Origin of the sequence: Catellatospora bangladeshensis (assembly GCF_016862575.1) — a bacterium.
GTDB classification, from domain to species: domain Bacteria; phylum Actinomycetota; class Actinomycetes; order Mycobacteriales; family Micromonosporaceae; genus Catellatospora; species Catellatospora bangladeshensis.
Window position 1 is genome coordinate 139,775 of sequence record NZ_BONF01000012.1, and the last position, 18,058, is coordinate 157,832.

Genomic DNA, 18,058 nt, shown 5'->3' on the forward strand with positions numbered 1-18,058 from the left:
CAGTACAGACGCAGCCAGGGGCTGACGGGGAGAGATCTCTCCGTCAGCCCCTGGTTCGTGGGGGTGTCCTGCGCCCGCGATGGCGCGCGGTGACCAGCGAAACCGACCATCTGCGCAGGTCACGGCCGGTAGCCTGGGCGCAGGATACGTCGCGGCCGGTACTGGCGCCCGCGGCACATCGGACGGTCGTCGACGGGGGACGGACATGCATCTCGATCTCGCTGGGTGGAGGACCGCACCGGTCCGCAAGGGCTGGGTCGTGGGGCCGCTTGATTTCGGGCGGCTGCCGAGCGGAACGCTGGATTCAGTCATATTGCGCGGCACCGCACCGAGTTCGGAGGAGGGCAAGGCCTACCTGTTCGATGTCCGGTTCGCCGCGCCGCCCCCGCCTGACGTCGCCGAGGTCATGAGCGCCGAGGCTTGGACGCCCATCACCGGCGGGGGCGCGATTATCCAGCGCGGGTCGTTCGAGATCGGGCACTTCTTGGGGCTGGACCAGGGACGCAGCATGAAGCTGGATGGGGCGAAGCGGGAGTTCCGGGTGCTCGCCCAAGAGGTGAACGTCGGTGACCATCGCGACTCGATGGGGATCTCGATGGCGGCCCAGGACCGGCGCAACTACGTCGGTGCGGCGTTCATCGCCGGAGTGGGCACGACCACGCTGCACTGACGGGCAGCCGAGCGGCTCAGGGCAGCGGCTTGATGGCGCGTTCCGCGATCGCCCGGTCCACGGCAGCGACCACCTCGCGGGTCCACGGCGGCAGCGTTGCGGCCAGGCCCTCGATGCGCTGCCTCATCTGCGCCCTGGGCAGCTTCACCAGGATGCACTCGTGCCCCTCGGTGACGTCGACCAGCGCCGCCAGGATCACCGTCGGCACGTCCTCGGCTTCGACCCTGGTCAGCACGCGGCGCAGGCTGCTCGCGGGCGCTCCGGCGGCCGGATCCGCACTCGGCCGGTAGCGCAGCTTGCGGCCGAGCCAGCGCAGGGGCGAACGGCTGTCCTCCGGCGTGACCAGCCCGGCGTCCTCCAGCCGCTGGCTGACCTGGCGTAGCGCCTCCGCCTGCAGGTCGCGTACCCAGCGCCAGAGCTGCTGGTCCCGCCGCTCGGGGTCGGCCGTGGCGATGAGGTCGGCGAAGACGGCGTACGGGTGGCCGGTGCGGTCGGCGGAGTCGTCGACCACGACCCGCTCGCCCACCGTGATCAGCCCGGCCTGAGCCAGCTCGATGAGAATCGCGCCCGCCACACCCAGCCCCAGGGAGCTCTCGCCGATGTAGGCGTCGCCGTCCCGGTCGTGGTTGACGAGGAAGAACTCCTCGGCCAGCCCGAGCCGGCCGTCGCCCTCGGCCGTGGACTGCGCCGCGGCGGCGGCCGCCCGGCCCGTCTGCGCCGCCTGGCGGGTGTTCTTCGGCTCGGCCTTGCGGGCCGCGATCCACAGCTCCTGGAACCGGGCGACCTCGGCGCCGTGCAGGCAGGCGACGACCGCGAGCAGATGCTGCTGCGACCCGAGATGCGGGGCGCGCAGGACCTTGTTCACGGTGTTGTGCGACAGCGTCACCCGTTCGCCGGATCCGGGTGGCAGCTCTCTGACCCGGCGGCTGATCCGGTCGGCGATGGTGCGGCAGCTCGGCTCGTCGGCGGCTATGTACAGCTCCTCGAGTGCGAGCAGAAGTGCCCGTGCCGGTTCCGTCAGCGACTCGGCCATGTCGTCCCCGCTCCAGATTGGTCAGTCGCCAGGCATGTCGATGCGTGAAGACGTCATCCTAGATGCGTTGCGCGCTGTCACGAAATGTCACGCGGCCGTCCAGCGGTGTTCCCGTGCGCGGTAACGAGGTCTGGACCAGGGATTACGTGACCATGCGGGATTGGTCACCGCTGTCACGGATTGGCACAACGGCGGCCGGCCGGCGGCGTCCGGGCCTTCTCCGGTGTCCGTGTCTGCACTGTCATGTCACCGAAGAGCGGCTTCCGGAATCAGCTTTGTCCGCCGCTGTCTCCGCCGATGCCGGATGACGACCGAGCGTGGCCATTCGTGTCCAACTGTGTCATGGGCTCTGGAAGCCTGCCCGGCCGTGGCCGAGAGTCGATGGTGAGCGATTCGCGGCCCCACCGGGGGCGGCGGATCGCTATTCCGATCAGTGCGCCATCAGAGCCGGCGGTGCGGGCGGCCGGGTGGTGCGGGACAGGGGAGCGGGTATGGAGACGCACTTTCGGGGGAGCGACGGTGGCTCGGCGGTTCGAGGGGGCCGGTGACATGACGACGTACGAGCAGGAGTGGGGCGCGGCGGCCGGGTGGGGACACGGCACGCGCGGCGGGCTGACGGCCGGCATCGACGGGCTGCTCCGCCGGTCGGGGCAGGCGGCCGAGGCTGAGGCGTACGTGCCGGTCGTCTCGTTCCTGCGGCGGGCGCGGGAGGTGTCGGCCGGCGGTGACGAGCGCGGCGCGGTGGCGCTGCTGCGGCTGGCCGCGGAGGTGGCCGAACCGGCCGTGTCGGTCGCGGACAGCATCACCGCGCTGATTCCCGCGGTCCGATGAGCGGGCATGCCGCCGCGGGTGCGGAGGCCCCCTGCCGGGTCCGGCGGGGGACTTCCCTCCCCGCCGGGCCCGGCCGGTCGTCAGCAGTAGGTGTGGCTGCCGCTGCTGCCCCAGGAGCAGGTGTCGATCGTGGTGCCGGCGGCGTTGCGCTGGTACGCGGTGTCGCCGGTGTTGTTCCACACGTGGGCGGCCGCGCCGCTGAGAGCGGCGGCAAGCCCGGTCAGCCTGTTCTGCAAGGGTGGTTCTCCTGGTCCTGACGGCGGAGCCGCGGACGGGGTCGTAACGGCCCGTCGGGCTCACGGTGACCGGAGAAGGCCGCCTGGCCGGACGGTGTGACCGGTGGGGCGGCCGGGCGGAGGACTGGACACTCCTGCGCGCTCGCGCGTGGCCTTACATTGAGGGGGTGCGGCCCTCGGACCCAGGATGTTCGAGGGCCGCACCCGTTCAGTGCCGGATCAGGCCGCGGCCAGTCGGCAGGCGACGTCCGCCGTGGCCGGCGGCACGGCGAGCAGGGTGAGCTGCGTGGTGCACAGCGTGTACGAGATGTCGCCCAGGGTGCAGGCGAGGCCGTGCTCCAGCCCGCCGAAGCCCTGCGCGGCCAGGTACGCGCTGCAGTCGCCCGGCGTGGCGTGGGCCGGGGTGGCCGCGATCGCGGAAGCCCCGGCGAATGCCACGACCGCCGCTCCGATGACCGCGATCCGCTTGGCGATGCCGCTACGGTTGCGCATCGTCACACCTCCATAACTAGGAGTGATAGGTACCTGGGAACCTATCGACGAGCGCGGATCGGCGGTAGTGGGGAACCACCCCTTCGGCGGCGAATGAATGCTCGCTGGTGGGGCGAGCTGCCGGACTCATTCTGTTCATCGAATGTGGATGGTGGCCTGGCCACCGCCGAGTGGCCCGGCGCTGACCATTCATGATCGATATGAGCGAAGCTCGGTCTCATCTTCCGAGACGCCGAGATGTCCCCGATAGCGTGAAGATCGCCGGAGGGTGGCGGGTCAGCGGAGGCAGCAGCCGGAGCAGACCTTGGGCTGCGGCAGGGTGAACGCCAGGCAGCAGGTGCGCCGGTGCACGGTGGGCAGGCCGGCCTCGTCCGAGCCGATGTCCACCAGGTCGCTCAGCTCTAGCGCGTCGAGCAGCGTGCCCGCGATCTCGGGAGCGGGGCCGTGCAGGGCGTGGCCGCTGCGCAGCACCGCGTACGCGATGCCGGAGGCGACCGAGCCGAGCAGGGTGCGCCGGCCGACCTTGACCCCGGCGCGGATGCGCTCGGACAGCGGGTCGAGGTGGCCCTCGAGCAGGCTCGTGCGCAGCGTCTTGAGCAGCACGGTCTCGTCCGGGACGACGGTGATGCCGGGCACGTTCACGTGCGCCAGCGGGTCGTCGGGGAGCACCGCGACCTGCGGGTGGTGCAGGCCGAGCTGGACCAGGGCGGTGCCGGGCGCGCCGCCGAAGCGCACCGCGACGCGGTCGGCGTCGACCAGCGGGACCCGGCGGGCCACCGCCCAGCTCAGCACGGCGGGCATGGCGAGCCAGTAGCTGTACGACTTCCAGGCCAGCGTCGCCGCGGCATGCGGGGCGGCGCCCCAGCGCTGGACGGCGGTGTCGAAGAAGGCCGGCAGCGCGGAACCGTCGAGCAGGGCGCCGGCCGGGGTCCAGCCCCGGGTGTCCGAGATCACGAGCGGATCGGCGAGGCCGTGGACCGCGTTGAACCCGCTGCGACGGCGCACTGCACTGAGCGTGACGTTGAGGGGGCGCAGGGCGTCGGTCAGGAGCAGTGGCGTCAGCGTACGCACCCGGTCCTCACCGTTCCCTTCCAGCCCAGACACGCGGTTACGCGGGGTAGGCGCTCACTGTACCCCGATAAGGCTAGCCTAACCAGACCAAGACCAGTTTACGCCACTTAGCTCACCGAGTGTCACGTCTGGCATGGTTCCGGATGCTGCCGCACCGGCTGGCCGCTTGTCAGCTTGTCAAGGCATATGTCAGGTAATCAGCAGTTCTCCTCAGCTGATGCTCCGGCCGCGAAGAATGAGGATTCACGACAAGCGGAGGAGGGGGCGAGGTGTGGCATGACCGAGCGGAGCGGGATCGGGTCATGAGCGTTTCGCCGGTGGAGCGTGCCGTTGAGGCCTTCGCTACGGAACTCGGCCGATGGCGCATCGACCGCGGCATGACGAAGAAGCAGCTCGCCAGCAGGATGGGCTTTGATCCCTCGTACATCAGCCACATAGAGGGCCGAAGACATCGGCCCACGGAGGACTTCGCGCGGCGGGCTGAGGCGGTGCTCAACGCCGGCGGCGCCATCTGGCGCCGCTTCCAGGAGTACGAGGAGGCGAGGCAGGCCCGCGGCCCGGCGACCCTGCTCACCCGCGAGCCGGCGGTGCCGGCCCAGTGGCTGCCGCCGGGCACCGGCCTGGTGGTCGAGCTGGAGGAGGCGCAGCTGACCTACGTCGGCGGCGACTACCAGGTCATCGTGCGGCGGGCGCTCTACAACGCCGGGAACGAGCCGGTGACGCGTTACCTCATCCGGGTCGCGGTGGACCGCTACCCGGGCCAGCCGCAGCGCTCCAACGACCACCACCGGGCCCACCCGCTGGCGCTGGAGGAGCTGAGCCTGGTGGCGTACTGCGGAGACCCCGGGGCGGCCGAGCCGATGGTGTGGCGGGCGAAGCAGGACCGGGACGCGTTCAAGGAGATCTGGCTGCTGTTCGAGAACACCGACGGCCGGTTTCCGCTCTACCCCGGCGAGCGGACCACGGTCGAGTATCGCTACCGCGTGCCCGAGCTGAAGTGGGGCACCTGGTTCGAGCGGGCGGTGCGGCTGCCCACGCGGCGGCTCGTGGTGCAGATGCGCTTCCCGGCGTTCCTGGACCCCCAGGTGTGGGGGGTGGAGACGTCCATGGCCGCCGAGGAGGCGCCGCTGCGTACGCCCATCGTGCGCGAGCTGGAGTCCGAGCAGGCGGTGTTCACCTGGCGCACGGAGGACCCGTCGCTGAACGCGCGGTTCCAGCTGCAATGGCGGTTCCGGGCGGTGACGTCGGCTCCGCCGGTGCCCGCACGTTGACAACGAAAGACGAGGCCCGCCGGAAGGCGGGCCTCGTTCGTCGTACGGGCCGGTCAGTGGTCGCTGAACGCGTCGTACCGGACGCGCGTCTGGGGCACCTTGAGCTGCGTCAGGCAGCGCAGCGTCGAGCGGACCATGTTCGGCGAGCCGGACACGAAGAAGTCGTGCTCCATCCACGGCCCGAAGCGGTTGAGCGCGTCGGTCACGGTGCCCTCCTCGCCGCCCCAGCCCGGGTCGTCGCTGCACACCGGCACGATGGACAGCCACGGGTACGCCGCCGCCAGGGCCTGCAGCGAGCCGAGGTCGTATAGGTCGTCCCGGTCGCGGGCGCCGAAGAAGACGTGCACCCAGCGGGTGCGGTTGAACGTGGTCAGGTCCTCCAGCAGCGCCTTGATCGGTGACAGCCCGGTGCCGCCGGCCACGAAGACGATGTCGCGGGTGGAACGCCGGTCCAGCACCATGGTGCCCATCGGCGCGGCCAGCCGCAGCAGGTCCCCGGCCTGCACCCGGCGCACCAGCGCGCCGGACACCCAGCCCGCGCCCAGCGCCCGCACGTGCAGGTCCATGGTGTTGTCGGTGCGCGGCGCGTTCGCCACCGAATAGGTGCGCCACACCCGCGGGTGGAACTTCGGCACCTCGACCGACAGGTACTGCCCGGCCCGGTACTCCAGCTGCTGGAACGGCCGCACGGTGAGCACCGCGATGTCGCGGGAACGGCGCTCGTGCGCCACCACCTCGGCGTGCCACCAGGCCGGGTTGCTGTCGGCGGTGGCGCCGGACAGCATCTTGCGGGCGATCACGTCGTACGCGTCACGCCAGGCCTGCTCGTACTCGTGGCTCCACTCCGGCCCGGCGAACGTCCGGATCGCCTCCAGCAGCGCGGCGCCGATCACCTCGTAGTGCTCCGGCACCACCTGGAACTTCCGGTGGTCGCGGCCGAGCGAGCGGAGGTACTCGTCGAAGCGGTCCGGGTCGTCGACCGATTGCACCGCGGTGACGATCGCCCCCAGCAGTCTGGCTCGCTGCACGTCCATCGTCACCGGGAACATGTCACGGATCCCCGGGTTGTTGAGGAAGATCCGCGCGTAGAAGTAGCCGGCCACCTTGTCCTGTTGCTCCTCGACAAGGGTCCAGCTCTCTTTCAACAGCCGCTGAAGGTCACTCACGTTCGTAACGATGTCAACGCGCTGCGTACTCGCGTCGCACAGACTGTGCGACCCTCTTATGTCATGGCTGCTGAAGAGCTCGTCCGGGGGATCTCCACCCCCTCCCGTACGGTGCTGCGCAACGAGGTCTGGTTGCTGCTGGGGGTCTCGCTCGGGCACTCCGCCGTGCTGTCGGTGCTGTCGCTGATCGAGAAGCTCACCGCGCCCGGCCCGCTGGACCAGCAGGCGGCCGAGCTGAACACCGCGGTCACCCCCGACCGCCCCTGGCTGGACCTCGCGATCCAGCTCACCCGCATCTTCTTCGCCCTGGTCCCGGCCCTGTTCGCGGTGCACCTGCTGAACCGGGGGCCGGGCTGGGACGGCCGCTTCGGCGCCCGCGGGCTGCTCGGGATCGACGGCACCCGCAAGGGCTTCGACGCCGGTGCGGGCGCGCTGCTGGCCGCCCTGATCGGCATCCCGGGCCTGGCCCTCTACGTGGGGGCGCGCGAACTCGGTCTCAACGCCACGGTCGTCGCCGAGGGCCTGGGCGGCGTCTGGTGGGCGGTGCCCGTGCTGCTACTGGCCGCCGTCCAGAACGCGGTGCTGGAGGAGGTCGTCGTGGTCGGCTACCTGATCACACGGCTGCGCCAGCTGTCCTGGCAGGCGCCCGCCGCCATCGTCGCCAGCGCGCTGCTGCGCGGCTCGTACCACCTCTACCAGGGCTTCGGGGCGTTCGTCGGCAACGCCGTGATGGGCGTGGTGTTCGCGCTGTTCTTCCTGCGCTACAAGCGCACCGGGCCGCTGATCGTCGCGCACACCCTGCTCGACGTCGTGGCGTTCGTCGGGTACGCCCTGCTCGCCAAGCACCTGGACTGGATCTGAGACGGCGGGAGGGGGCGGCGTGACGCCACCCCCTCCGTACGGCTTCACCGCGGTGCGATCACCGGGGCTGCGGCCCGCCGCCGCCCGGCAGCACCGGCTGCGCCGGCATCGTGCCCGGCACCGGCCTGGCCGGCGGTGTGGGCTGCAGCGGCACGTCGATCGCGGCCTTGCTGCCGCAGATCACCATCGTGGTGGGCGAGGTCACGCAGAAGTTCACCAGCTGGTCCCGGCGACCGACGGTGAGCTTGCCGGTGAACTGGACCGACTGGTAGGTCGGCCACGGACCTTCGTACTCGATCGTCATCTGCACCGGGCCCAGCACCCGCATCGTGTAGCTGCCGTCCGCCAGCACCTCGCCGACGGCGGTGTAGTCCTTCGTCGTCACGTTGCTGGCGATGAGGCGGTCCCCACCCGGCTTGTCGACGGTTTCGGGCAGCGTGATCCTGCCGCTGACCGCCTGGCCCACCTTCAGCTTGTAGTTGTAGGTGGTCGTGGTGCCCGCCGTGAGCTTCACCGGGATCGCGCTGAAGCGGTCGGGCTTGCCGCCGCTCCACTGCACGGCGTGGCCGGTCGCGCCGAAGACCAGCGGCCAGCTGTACGGCCCGAAGAAGTTTGAGCTGTACCGGCCGTCCTCGTCGACCTGCACGTCGCCGAAGCCGCCGCCGACGCCCGGGTGCGGAACGTACATGCCGACCGAGCCCCACTCGACCGGCTGCCCGGTCTCACTGGTCACGGTGCCCTTGAGCAGTGCTCGCTTGTCCATCTTGATCGCGGGACCGGTGGTCCAGCCCTGCGCGCCGGGGGTGACCGTCACCGCCTGCCGCTGGTCACCCGTGCCGCCGGTGGCGCCGACCCACTGCGCACCGTGCAGGGATTCCTCGTACGGCGCGACGAAGATCTTGACCGGGCCGGACTCGGGCAGGTAAGTGATGCGGTAGTTGCCGTTCTCGTCGGTGCTGTCACCGCAGCCGTCGGGCAGCACGAACCGGGGCACCGAGACCGCCATCACGCAGACGCCGCGCACCCCGGCGCCGGTCGCCCGGTCGACGATGGTGCCCGCCAGGGCCCGGATCCGGGTCAGCGGCACCTGCACGGTGACCGTCTTGCCGGCCTGGACCGTCACGCTGACCTCGCCGTCGATCGAGTCGTACCCGGCGGCGCTGAGCGAGATCGGGTGCGTGCCGATCGGGATGCCGGTGAGCGTCAGCGAGTCGGTGGCGGCCTGGCCGTAGCCGGTGAACACGGACGCGGTGAAACCCTTGACCGCGGCGCCCGAGGTCAGGTCCTTGGCCGTCAGCTTGACCGTGCCCGTCGGCAGCAGGCTGTCGTTCACGGTCGTGGTGCCGCCCGCGGTCACCGCGAAGATGTTCGCGGTCTCCTCGGTCAGCTTGCCGGTCGCCCACTGCTCGAACGCGCCGTCCGGGTCGCGGAAGTCGACCGTGTAGGAGCCCGCGAAGACGTCGTCGATCTCGTAGTAGCCGTCGTCGTCGGCGTTCGTCCAGGCCGCGCCGTAGCCGCCGGCCGGGCGGGCGATGACCTCCACGCCGGCCGCGCCCTCGGTGCCGACGGTGAACCGGCCCTTGACCGTGCCGGTGCCCAGGAGCTGGTCGTCGACGTCGGTCACCGCGTTCTCGGCGACGGTCACCGTCTGCGCCGCGGACTCGACCATCGTGTGCGGGTACAGCATGATCGATCCGCTGGCGAGGCGGAACATGACCCGGTACGGGCCGGGCGGCAGGCCGTCGAGCCGGTAGTCGCCGTTCTCGTCGGTGTACGCGCTGGCGTACACGTACTCCGGGTGGTCCTCGGTGCTGGCGAAGATGACCTCCAGGCCGTAGCCGACCCGCTGGCCGGCCGCGTCGAGGACGGTGCCGGCGGCCGAGCCGTTCGGCAGCGCCGTCTCGTTCACGGTGACGGTCTGGTCCGCGGCGACGGCGACGGCCTGCGCGTCGGTGAAGTCCCGCGCACCCGGCACGTACTGCCGGGAGCTGCCGATCGTGAAGGAGACGACGTGCGTGCCCACGGGCACGACCATGCTGTAGTAGCCCTGCGCGTCGGTGGACGCCGAGCCGCCGGTCGGCTCCTCGGTCTCCGGGTCGTGCGTGGCGATCATGGCGTTGGCCATGCCGCCGCCGGAGCTGTTCACCAGCCGTCCGGCGATCGTGCCGATGGGCACCAGCGCGTCGTTGACCACGGTGTTCACGCCGGTGGAGACCGCGTGCATCGCCGCGTCGAAGTAGCTGATGGTGGCCGGTGCGTACTGCGTGGGGTGGCCCTGCGCGCTGACCTGGACCCGATACAGGTCGGGCTGGAGGTCGGCGATCTGGTAGTTGCCGTTGGCGTCGGTGGTGGCGTAGCCGCTCGCGCCGGATTCGGCGAAGGCGTACACGAACACGTCCGCGACCGGCTGGTTCTTGTAGGTGATCTTGCCCGAGATCGTGCCGGTGTCGGCTGCATGTGCGGGCGTGGTCATGCCCAGAGTTGTGACGACCACGGCCAGCAGCATCAGCCCGACCCGGCGCAGAGGTGATCTGCGCATGTTTCCTCAAGGGTGGGAAGGGATGTGCGCTTGGACCGGGGTTAAGAGGCCCCGTTCGGATGCACGATAGTGGATCGAGGCAACGTGACGTGAGGTACTTTCGGGCGGTCTCGTGTCGCGGCTGCGCCGTCGGGCGGACCATGCCGAGATGTCCGGTGCCCGGGCCGCCGCCCGGTTGTGGGCGGTGCGTGGCGCAGGCCACATCGCGAGCCAGGGAGCGCGACACGGTATCCGCTTTGCTCTCTCCCGTGGGGGCACGGTATTCTTCTGCGTCGGTGGTCATCAGGGCAGCCTGGGGACCACCATGGAGGCTTCGCCTAGTTCGGTCTATGGCGCCGCACTGCTAATGCGGTTGGGGTCTTAAAGCCCCTCCCGGGTTCGAATCCCGGAGCCTCCGCGCAGGACCACCTGAGCGGTCGGGAAACCGGCCGTGTATGCTGATCCAGCACGCAAGCGCCCGTAGCTCAACGGATAGAGCATCTGACTACGGATCAGAAGGTTAGGGGTTCGAGTCCCTTCGGGCGCACATAGGCCCCCCTGAACAGCAGTTCAGGGGGGCGTTTTCATGTCCCGGGCAGATGCCTGCGGTGAGCTCGCGTACGCGCCATCGCGCCCGCACCGCCGGAGGGCAGCGCGGGCGTGGCGTGACGAGGAGCAGGTCAGTCCTGGCGGTTCGGGTCTTTGACGAAGACCCCGTCCCCCTGCCGTCCCTCGATCAGCCCCTCGGCCTTGAGCACCAGCATGGCGCCGCGGACCGAGCCGTAGCTGATCTGGTACTCCTCGCGGATCTGGCTGATGGAGGGCAGTTTGTCGCCCGGCTTCAGCTCTCCCGAGCGGATCTTGTCGCGGATGGCGTTGGCCAGCCGCTCGTACTTTGCGGTCATACCATCTCCCATGGCTCGCCCCAGTAGTAGATCACCGTCACTTGTCCGGAATCAACTCACCGGGCGAGATACCTAGACATAGTCAACTAGCTCGTTTATGGTGATGACGGTCTCTTTCCCATGGCTCGCACCCCACGGGACGGAGACCGAGGGTGTGCCGGCTGCTGCGAGGGACGCGTAGACGGTGTGCCGGGCGCGGTGGCCGCTCCTACCTGTGTGCCGTGAGCCGCCGCGCCCATCCAGCGCATACGCAGGAGATCCGTATGGCGTCCCGGCCCGGCCGTTCGGCCTACGGGGCACGGTCTCGTTACCAAACCGTTACTGATCGGTAAACCTCCACCGTCGGTGACCGACGCCATACCCAAAGCGGGCAATCGACCCGATCTCCGACCCGAGCGATCACGCAACGTGATGATCGCCGGAAATGCAGACCACCCACTGTTACTGGCCAGTAGCTTGCCTCTTGTGGTCCGCGTCATAAGGGTGAAACATCTTGCCCACCCCCGGGCGCGGTGCATCCTGCGCGCGGCGAAGACAGACCCCGCAGGCGGTGCGCCGCGGGTTGAACCCCATCGCGAGGAGGTCCCTGTGAAGGACTCGCAAGGCAATCTGGTACTGGGGCGTACCAGATGGCGGCGCTTCGCCGCCCTGGTGATCCCGGCGACCATCGCCGTGACCGGCCTGATGGCCGGCGTGGCCAACGGCGCGGTGTCGGTCACCTTCCACGTCTCCGGGCAGACCGCGAAGATCTCGGCCGACAAGCTCGACGGCAAGGGCTTCGCCCAGTACGGCGGCGTGCTGATGGAGAAGAACGGCACCCCGCACGTCGTGGCGATGTCGGCCATCAAGAGCGCCGAGCTGGAGAACCTGTGCCAGTCGGTGACCACCCCGATCCCGGGCCTGGGCAACTTCACCCTCTACATCCGGGCGGGCCGTTCCGAGGGCGCGCCGGTGACGGCGTCCAACCTGCTCATCGGCATGGACAAGCTCGGCGGTGACGCGACCTTCACCAACATCGACATCGGTGTGGACGCGTCGGAGCTGACCAAGGGCGGCCCGAACCACGGCGACGCCGGCCTGTTCGGCCAGGAGGCCGACCGTGCCGTCATCACCGATCTCAAGCAGATCGCCCGCAGCACGCAGGCCGGCACGTTCGCGCTGACCGGGCTGTCGCTGTCCATCGCCCAGGACAGCACCGGCTGTTTCCCGAACTCCGCCATCAACTGAGCGCCCCGGCTGGAGGCGCGCCGCTCCCGGTGCGCCTCCGGCCCGCTGAATCCTTGGAGGCACCGTGATCCTGAGGCAGCTGTCTCGCACCTGGTGGGGACGCCGCCGCCCGTTCTGGGGTGGTCTGCTGACCATCCTCGCCGGTGTGGAGATCATCGCCACGACCAAGATGACCCTGCACGGGGCCACCATCAGCGTGGGTCTCACCGGTTTCCAGTCCCTGCTCATCCCGTTCGTGCTGGTGGTGTGCGGCCTGCTGGCCTGGTTCACCCCGGCCCAGCGGATGTTCTACGGCCTGGTCGCGGTGTTCGTGGCGATCTACTCGCTGATCGCCGTGAACCTCGGCGGCTGGTTCGTGGGCACGCTGCTCGGCATCATCGGCGGCGGCCTGATCTTCGCCTGGAACCCGGTGGAGCCGGCCGGCGACGGGGCGGAGCCCGGCGAGCCCGAGTCCGGTGACGACGGGGATCAGCAGGCCGACATGGACGGCCTGCTGGACGGCCCGATGACGGACACCCCGCCGCCCGCGGTCAACCCGCTGCGCGACGGCGTGCCCGGCCCGCGGCAGCCGTCCGGCGAGGAGACCGTCGCGGACGAGCGGCGCAACGGACCCCGCCACGCCGCCATGGTGATCACCGTGGCGACGCTGGCGACCACCGCGCTCGGCCTGCTCGTCACGCAGCAGCCCGCCAGCGCGGCCGACTGCAAGCCGGCCGCCACGTCGGACCACCCGGTGCAGGACTTCCTCAACGGCGTCGTCGACACCATCGGCGGCCTGCTGGGCGGCGGTGACACCGCGTCGCCCAGCCCGTCCCCGTCGCCGGAGCCCTGCCCGACGCAGGAGCCCAGCCCGGAGCCGACGGGCGGGCCGAAGCCGACGGCCAAGCCCAAGCCCACGCTCAGCCGGCCGGTCCCCTCCGTGAAGCCCGGCCGGCCGACCGAGAAGCCGGTGAAGACCCTGCGGGCGGCCCGGAACCAGAAGGAGGTCGCCGCGTGCCCCTCCCGGATGACCGGCAGCCGGGTGTCGATGGAGGGGCTGACCTTCGACGGCATCGTGGAGCTGCCGACCAAGCAGGGCACCATCCGGACCCTGCGGTTCTCCATGACCAAGTCGGTCACCCGCGACTTCAAGCTCGTGCCGTGCGCCGTGAACGGGTGGACCACCGAGATCACGACGCCGGCCCTGACCGTGGCGGACCGTGACGACACGCGGGTGTTCTTCTACACCAGCCGTTTCCGGGGCAACGCCCTCGGTGTGCTGCCGGTGGACTACACGCCCGACGAGCCGCCGCTGCTCACCCCGCCCCTGGTCTTCTTCACCGACCCGGTCATCGACCTGGTGTACGTCGACGCGCCGTCGCTGACCGCGCCCGACATGCTGGTCAAGACGATCAAGGCCTGATCAGGCACGAAACGAGGAGGCCCCCCGGCCGCGGATTCGCGGGCGGGGGGCCTCCGGTGTCTGGTACGCCGTCAGGACGCGACGACCGTGTCCAGGGCGATCTCGACCATCTGGGAGAAGGTCTGCTCCCGCTCCTGGGCCGTGGTGGCCTCGCCCCGCTTGATGTGGTCGCTGACGGTGAGCAGGGTCAGCGCCCGCGCGTCGTAGCGGGCCGCGATCGTGTACAGCGCCGCCGACTCCATCTCCACCGCGAGCACGCCGTAGTCGGCGAGCGTGTCGTAGAGGTCGGGGCGGTCGGTGTAGAAGGCGTCCGCGGCCAGGATCGGGCCCACGCGCATGCTGATGCCGCGCTGCCGCGCCACGTCGACCGCCGTGCGCAGCAGCTCGAAGTTCGCCACCGGGGCGTAGTCGATGAGACCGTCGAACCGCATCCGGTTCATGTTCGAGTCGGTGCTGGAGCCGATGGCGGCCACCACGTCGCGCAGGTTGAGCGAGTCGGCGAGCGCCCCGCACGAACCGACCCGGATCAGGGTCTTCACGCCGTACTCGTTGATCAGCTCGTGGGCGTAGATGGACGCCGAGGGCATGCCCATGCCCGAACCCTGCACGGAGACCCGGGTGCCCTGGTAGGTGCCGGTGAAACCGAACATGTTGCGCACCGTCGAGTAGCACTTGGCGTCCTCGAGGTAGGTCTCCGCGATCCATTTCGCCCGCAGCGGGTCGCCCGGCATGAGGACCCGGTCCGCGATCTCTCCGGGCTTGGCGCCGATGTGCGTACTCATGCGCCGATCATCCCACGGGGCCGGCGGAGGCGGTCACCAGATCACCGGCGCTGTACGCGGCCTCGCTCAAGACTCGACCTCGACCTCGGCGCGCAGCGTGCCGAACTCGGCCCGAGCCTCCTCCAGGGAGGCGCCGTACCAGGTGAGCGTGCCGATGCTGTAACGGTCGGCCCAGCCGCACACGATCGTGGCGTCGTGCCCGGCGCGCACGGTGCCGCACGCCGTCACGCCGCCGAGCGGGCCCGCGGGCACCTCGGTCACGTCGAACACGGGGATCTCCGCGGTGCGCAGGTCGAAGAAGAGGTACTCCACCTCGCCCGGTCCCCAGTGGCCGAAATCGCCGCCGACCACGTGCAGCATCACCTCGGCCTGGCCGGAGCCGTACACGGCGGCGAGATCGGCGTAGGTGCCGTAGTCGGGCTGGCCCCGCATCGCACGAGTGATGAGCTCCTCCGCTCCGCTCAGCCGGGGCCGCCCGCCCAGCGTGTCCGGGGCCGTCACCGTCCGGTCCTGCGGCGGGAGCACCTGCCGGCCGACGTCGGCCAGGACGGAAAGCAGCAGCGAGAACGCGACGACGGTCGCGGCCCCACCGATGCTCAGCAGCCCGCCGAGCACGACGAGCAGGATCTGGTGCGGGCGCATCCGGGGGAGACGACTCGGGGCAGGGTCGGGCAGGACCACGGCACTTCCTCAGGTTGAAGGTGACGCGCATCCTAGGCACAGGTGAGGCGACCGTGTGTCCGCACGGTCACGGCTGGACGAAGAACGCCCGGCAATCCTGAGGGACTGCCGGGCGTTCTGTCTTGGCGGTGGCGGCGGGATTTGAACCCGCGGAGGGCGTAAACCCTCACACGCTTTCGAGGCGTGCTCCTTAGGCCACTCGGACACACCACCGCCGCAGACTCTACACGAGGGTTCAGCAGGAACCGAAACCGGTATTGAACAGCCGGGTCAGGTAGTCGCCGTAGCCGGCTACGGCCTTCTGCACGGTGACTCCGTCGTGGAGGAACAGGTAGCCGCGGTCGCCCTGGGTGATCAGCAGGCCGTCGAAGCGGTGGCTGCCCGCCGGTGCGGTCAGCACCTGCGCGCCGGGGTACGCCGCCCGCACGTCCTGCAGGGTGCTGCCGGTGCTGACGCCCTCGGGGGTGTGCAGCGGGGCGTCGAACCACATCATCACCAGGCGGTCGTCGGCGGCGAAGACGAGGTTGCCCTGCGGCATGCCGGAGACCTGCGAGCTGCAGCCGGCGCGGGAGGTGTCCAGGCGGCTGCCGAGCTCGGCGCGGCTGGCGCCGAAGCGCACGTCACGCACGCCCTGGAAGTGAACGATGTCGGGGCCCTGAGCGACTTCGGTGGCGCTGGCGACCACTCCCTGGGCGGGGGTGGTCCGGGCCTGTGTCGACTGGGCGGCGCACGCGACGCCGCTCAGCATCATGACGGTCGCGAGGGCGAAAGCTCCGCGCATGACTGTCCTCCTGGTAGACACGGCCTGTGAGTTGACACTCACCGGGGGTGAGGTCGTGCACTCGACTATACGACTACTTTCCGTGATGGCCACTTCACGCTGAGCCTTTCTCAAGTTCCAGCTGGCCCATATTTATCCAGTTTGAGGCTGTTTTATGCGTGTTCAGTGAGCAAGAATGCCCCAGATCGGGTGAAACAACCCGCCCAAGATTTCTGTGTACCGCCCCCTGTCGTCCTTCCCACTCCCGCGCCGATCTTGCGCGAACTGTGGTTATGACTCGCCTGAACCGGTACAAACTGCCCTCACGAGTCGCAAGATCGACGCGATCTTGGCTGGGGTAGCTTGCGATGATCGGGATTTCGTGTCACAAGGTGCGGTGAGACCGCAGATCTTGACACGAAGCCGCGATCATGGCGAAGGCCGGTGCGCGGAGCCGGCCGTCCCGGACGCGGCCGGTCCGGCCATGGGAACAACGGTCGGGGCCGGGCGCGGGATGCGGGGCCGGGGACGGAACAGGCCCCGCTCCGGGTGGGAACGGGGCCTGCCGTGAGCGCGTCTGCGCTGGTGGCGGAGGATACGAGATTCGAACTCGTGAGGGTTTTATCCCAACACGCTTTCCAAGCGTGCGCCCTAGGCCTCTAGGCGAATCCTCCGCGGAGAAGAATACATGCGGGGTCCAGCGCATTGCGCTCACCCCCGCCGGGTACAGTGAAGCAGCCCCCGTGCGGCGGCACCCTGCGAACCTCCCCAGGGCCGGAAGGCAGCAAGGATAAGCAGGCAATACCGGGTGCACGGGGGCCCTTTCACGTCCGGCCCCGCGCGGGATGCGGCACTGACGGTCCCTGGGTCTAGGCTGAGGGCGACAGTGAACGTCCGTGGGCAGGGGAGTGCGGCGATGCGGCCGGGTGGACAGCCGAACATGCAGCAGCTGATGAAGCAGGCGCAGAAGATGCAGCAGCAGCTGGCGTCGGCGCAGGCGGCGCTGGCCGAGGCCGAGGTGACCGGCACGTCCGGGGGTGGCCTGGTCACCGTCACGATGAGCGGCTCCGGTGAGTTCCGCAAGATCTCCATCGACCCGAAGGCGGTCGACCCGGAGGACGTCGAGACGCTGGAGGACCTGGTCGCGGCCGCGATCACGAACGCCGCCGACGAGGTGCGCAAGCTCACCGAGCAGAAGATGGGTCCGCTCTCCGCCGGTCTCGGCGGCATGGGCCTTCCCTTCTAGGCCCGGCCCGCCGTGTACGAAGGCGCGATCCAGGACCTGATCGACGAGCTCGGCCGGCTCCCCGGGGTGGGGCCGAAGAGCGCCCAGCGCATCGCGTTCCACGTGCTGTCGGCCGATCCGACGGACATCAAGCGGCTGGCCGCCGCGCTCACCCGGGTGAAGGAGCAGGTGCGCTTCTGCGTGCTCTGCTTCAACGTCGCCGAGGAGGAGCAGTGCCGCATCTGCCGTGACCCGCGGCGCCGCGACGACGCGCTGTGCGTGGTCGAGGAGCCGAAGGACGTGGTCGCGATCGAGCGGACCAACGAGTTCCGCGGGCGCTACCACGTGCTCGGCGGCGCGATCAATCCGCTGGAGGGCATCGGCCCCGACCACCTGCGCATCCGCGAGCTGATGGCGCGGCTCAGCTCCGGCGCGGTCGGCGAGCTGATCCTGGCCACCGACCCGAACACCGAGGGCGAGGCCACCGCGACCTATCTGGCGCTCATGGTCAAGCCGATGGGGATCACGGTGTCCCGGCTGGCGAGCGGCCTGCCGGTGGGCGGCGACCTGGAGTACGCCGATGAGATCACTCTCGGTCGCGCCTTCGAGGGGCGGCGCACCCTGTAACACGGCCTCTGACAACGTCTGCCGGAACCGGCAGAAATTCGCATAGGCCGATGTATCTGCGGCTGTTACCTGCGATTTTTCATTAGCACGGCGTCCGATTTTTATAACGCCACCATCACGGCCCGGCCTGAACTTGGTTACAGGCACTGCGCAAACTTGACGCAACGTTTGGTCGCGAAGAATGCTCTGATCATGCGGTGGCGTGCACCACACTCCACCGCGGTCGCCCTGTCATCCGACCGCCCCCACGGTGGAGAGAGGGTCGGGCGGCGCGAATCACGCAGGTAACAACCGAGCGGA

Annotated in this window: 17 protein-coding genes, 4 tRNA genes, 1 other RNA gene and 1 pseudogene; 11 read left to right on the forward strand and 12 right to left on the reverse strand. The window is 69.8% G+C overall.

Translation table 11 applies throughout. The annotated features are described in order from the left end of the window. Window positions 1-205: 205 nt before the first annotated feature. On the forward strand, window positions 206-670 hold the full coding sequence (locus tag Cba03nite_RS13145) for a hypothetical protein (protein ID WP_203745603.1): 465 nt from the start codon (window positions 206-208) through the stop codon (window positions 668-670). Window positions 671-686: 16 nt separating this feature from the next. On the opposite strand, the gene Cba03nite_RS13150 is transcribed toward Cba03nite_RS13145, so the two are convergent. Further along, entirely contained in the window at window positions 687-1,703 is a 1,017-nt protein-coding gene (locus Cba03nite_RS13150) for a GOLPH3/VPS74 family protein (RefSeq protein WP_203745605.1), read from the reverse strand. A 549-nt stretch (window positions 1,704-2,252) separates the two neighbouring features. Between Cba03nite_RS13150 and Cba03nite_RS13155 the strand changes: the two genes are divergently transcribed. Further along, window positions 2,253-2,534 (forward strand): hypothetical protein, encoded by a 282-nt coding sequence (locus tag Cba03nite_RS13155; RefSeq protein WP_203745607.1) that lies wholly within the window; start codon window positions 2,253-2,255, stop codon window positions 2,532-2,534. A gap of 80 nt (window positions 2,535-2,614) precedes the next feature. Here Cba03nite_RS13155 and Cba03nite_RS13160 read toward each other — a convergent pair whose 3' ends face one another. The 3 genes from Cba03nite_RS13160 to Cba03nite_RS13170 all read right to left on the reverse strand — a co-directional run bounded on the left by Cba03nite_RS13160 (window position 2,615) and on the right by Cba03nite_RS13170 (window position 4,357). Further along, on the reverse strand, window positions 2,615-2,770 hold the full coding sequence (locus tag Cba03nite_RS13160) for a lamin tail domain-containing protein (RefSeq protein ID WP_203745609.1): 156 nt from the start codon (window positions 2,768-2,770) through the stop codon (window positions 2,615-2,617). A gap of 219 nt (window positions 2,771-2,989) precedes the next feature. Next, window positions 2,990-3,262 carry a hypothetical protein gene (locus tag Cba03nite_RS13165; protein WP_203745612.1) on the reverse strand — a complete coding sequence of 91 codons (273 nt, stop codon included), beginning with the start codon at window positions 3,260-3,262 and terminating at the stop codon, window positions 2,990-2,992. Window positions 3,263-3,538: 276 nt separating this feature from the next. Next, on the reverse strand, window positions 3,539-4,357 hold the full coding sequence (locus tag Cba03nite_RS13170; RefSeq protein WP_373315751.1) for a hypothetical protein: 819 nt from the start codon (window positions 4,355-4,357) through the stop codon (window positions 3,539-3,541). A gap of 278 nt (window positions 4,358-4,635) precedes the next feature. Here Cba03nite_RS13170 and Cba03nite_RS40295 point away from each other — a divergent pair. Next, window positions 4,636-5,589: pseudogene (locus Cba03nite_RS40295) on the forward strand (helix-turn-helix domain-containing protein); the annotation flags it as partial. Between the two features lie 68 nt (window positions 5,590-5,657). Here Cba03nite_RS40295 and Cba03nite_RS13180 read toward each other — a convergent pair. Further along, complete coding sequence (locus tag Cba03nite_RS13180; RefSeq protein ID WP_203745616.1) at window positions 5,658-6,770, reverse strand: globin domain-containing protein; 1,113 nt, start codon at window positions 6,768-6,770, stop codon at window positions 5,658-5,660. A gap of 63 nt (window positions 6,771-6,833) precedes the next feature. On the opposite strand from Cba03nite_RS13180, the gene Cba03nite_RS13185 reads away from it, so the two are divergent. After that, window positions 6,834-7,631: a CPBP family intramembrane glutamic endopeptidase gene (locus tag Cba03nite_RS13185; RefSeq protein ID WP_203745618.1), complete on the forward strand. Its 798-nt coding sequence runs from the start codon at window positions 6,834-6,836 to the stop codon at window positions 7,629-7,631. 58 nt (window positions 7,632-7,689) lie between these two features. Here Cba03nite_RS13185 and Cba03nite_RS13190 read toward each other — a convergent pair whose 3' ends face one another. Next, window positions 7,690-10,170 (reverse strand): MSCRAMM family protein, encoded by a 2,481-nt coding sequence (locus Cba03nite_RS13190; RefSeq protein ID WP_203745620.1) that lies wholly within the window; start codon window positions 10,168-10,170, stop codon window positions 7,690-7,692. 306 nt (window positions 10,171-10,476) lie between these two features. Here Cba03nite_RS13190 and Cba03nite_RS13195 point away from each other — a divergent pair. Further along, a tRNA-Ser gene (locus tag Cba03nite_RS13195) sits at window positions 10,477-10,567 on the forward strand. A 56-nt stretch (window positions 10,568-10,623) separates the two neighbouring features. Next, window positions 10,624-10,696 (forward strand) — tRNA-Arg (locus tag Cba03nite_RS13200). 133 nt (window positions 10,697-10,829) lie between these two features. Here the strand turns inward: Cba03nite_RS13200 and Cba03nite_RS13205 are convergent. Further along, entirely contained in the window at window positions 10,830-11,054 is a 225-nt protein-coding gene (locus tag Cba03nite_RS13205; RefSeq protein ID WP_203745622.1) for a winged helix-turn-helix domain-containing protein, read from the reverse strand. A 588-nt stretch (window positions 11,055-11,642) separates the two neighbouring features. Between Cba03nite_RS13205 and Cba03nite_RS13210 the strand changes: the two genes are divergently transcribed. Together Cba03nite_RS13210 and Cba03nite_RS13215 are read left to right on the forward strand one after the other, a co-directional pair. Further along, window positions 11,643-12,281 (forward strand): DUF6230 family protein, encoded by a 639-nt coding sequence (locus Cba03nite_RS13210; protein WP_203745623.1) that lies wholly within the window; start codon window positions 11,643-11,645, stop codon window positions 12,279-12,281. A gap of 64 nt (window positions 12,282-12,345) precedes the next feature. Next, a complete protein-coding gene (locus tag Cba03nite_RS13215; RefSeq protein WP_203745624.1) occupies window positions 12,346-13,683 on the forward strand; it encodes a DUF6114 domain-containing protein in 1,338 nt (445 codons plus the stop codon). Window positions 13,684-13,754: 71 nt separating this feature from the next. Here Cba03nite_RS13215 and deoD read toward each other — a convergent pair whose 3' ends face one another. The 5 genes from deoD to Cba03nite_RS13240 form a co-directional block, all read right to left on the reverse strand. After that, window positions 13,755-14,465, reverse strand: a complete 711-nt coding sequence (deoD, locus tag Cba03nite_RS13220) for a purine-nucleoside phosphorylase (RefSeq protein WP_203745625.1) — start codon at window positions 14,463-14,465, stop codon at window positions 13,755-13,757. Window positions 14,466-14,531: 66 nt separating this feature from the next. After that, entirely contained in the window at window positions 14,532-15,107 is a 576-nt protein-coding gene (locus tag Cba03nite_RS13225; RefSeq protein WP_203745626.1) for a hypothetical protein, read from the reverse strand. 162 nt (window positions 15,108-15,269) lie between these two features. Further along, window positions 15,270-15,359, reverse strand: a tRNA-Ser gene (locus tag Cba03nite_RS13230). 22 nt (window positions 15,360-15,381) lie between these two features. Then, a complete protein-coding gene (locus Cba03nite_RS13235) occupies window positions 15,382-15,927 on the reverse strand; it encodes a hypothetical protein (RefSeq protein WP_203745627.1) in 546 nt (181 codons plus the stop codon). A gap of 565 nt (window positions 15,928-16,492) precedes the next feature. After that, window positions 16,493-16,580 (reverse strand) — tRNA-Ser (locus tag Cba03nite_RS13240). A 59-nt stretch (window positions 16,581-16,639) separates the two neighbouring features. Here Cba03nite_RS13240 and ffs point away from each other — a divergent pair. From ffs to recR, 3 genes are all read left to right on the forward strand, one after another. Next, window positions 16,640-16,733, forward strand: an RNA gene (gene ffs / locus Cba03nite_RS13245) — signal recognition particle sRNA small type. A gap of 113 nt (window positions 16,734-16,846) precedes the next feature. Beyond that, on the forward strand, window positions 16,847-17,152 hold the full coding sequence (locus Cba03nite_RS13250; RefSeq protein WP_239125693.1) for a YbaB/EbfC family nucleoid-associated protein: 306 nt from the start codon (window positions 16,847-16,849) through the stop codon (window positions 17,150-17,152). A gap of 12 nt (window positions 17,153-17,164) precedes the next feature. Beyond that, window positions 17,165-17,758, forward strand: coding sequence for a recombination mediator RecR (gene recR / locus Cba03nite_RS13255; protein ID WP_203745629.1), 594 nt, complete (start codon window positions 17,165-17,167; stop codon window positions 17,756-17,758). Window positions 17,759-18,058: the final 300 nt, after the last annotated feature.

Excerpts from the sequence above, each read along its gene's own strand:
- Cba03nite_RS13145 (WP_203745603.1), top strand. The coding sequence starts at position 206 with ATGCATCTCGATCTCGCTGGGTGGAGGACCGCACCGGTCCGCAAGGGC.
- Cba03nite_RS13150 (WP_203745605.1), bottom strand. The coding sequence starts at position 1,703 with ATGGCCGAGTCGCTGACGGAACCGGCACGGGCACTTCTGCTCGCACTC.
- Cba03nite_RS13155 (WP_203745607.1), top strand. The coding sequence starts at position 2,253 with ATGACGACGTACGAGCAGGAGTGGGGCGCGGCGGCCGGGTGGGGACAC.
- Cba03nite_RS13165 (WP_203745612.1), bottom strand. The coding sequence starts at position 3,262 with ATGCGCAACCGTAGCGGCATCGCCAAGCGGATCGCGGTCATCGGAGCG.
- Cba03nite_RS13185 (WP_203745618.1), top strand. The coding sequence starts at position 6,834 with ATGGCTGCTGAAGAGCTCGTCCGGGGGATCTCCACCCCCTCCCGTACG.
- Cba03nite_RS13190 (WP_203745620.1), bottom strand. The coding sequence starts at position 10,170 with ATGCGCAGATCACCTCTGCGCCGGGTCGGGCTGATGCTGCTGGCCGTG.
- Cba03nite_RS13205 (WP_203745622.1), bottom strand. The coding sequence starts at position 11,054 with ATGACCGCAAAGTACGAGCGGCTGGCCAACGCCATCCGCGACAAGATC.
- deoD (WP_203745625.1), bottom strand. The coding sequence starts at position 14,465 with ATGAGTACGCACATCGGCGCCAAGCCCGGAGAGATCGCGGACCGGGTC.
- Cba03nite_RS13225 (WP_203745626.1), bottom strand. The coding sequence starts at position 15,107 with ATGCGCCCGCACCAGATCCTGCTCGTCGTGCTCGGCGGGCTGCTGAGC.
- Cba03nite_RS13235 (WP_203745627.1), bottom strand. The coding sequence starts at position 15,927 with ATGCGCGGAGCTTTCGCCCTCGCGACCGTCATGATGCTGAGCGGCGTC.
- Cba03nite_RS13250 (WP_239125693.1), top strand. The coding sequence starts at position 16,847 with ATGCAGCAGCTGATGAAGCAGGCGCAGAAGATGCAGCAGCAGCTGGCG.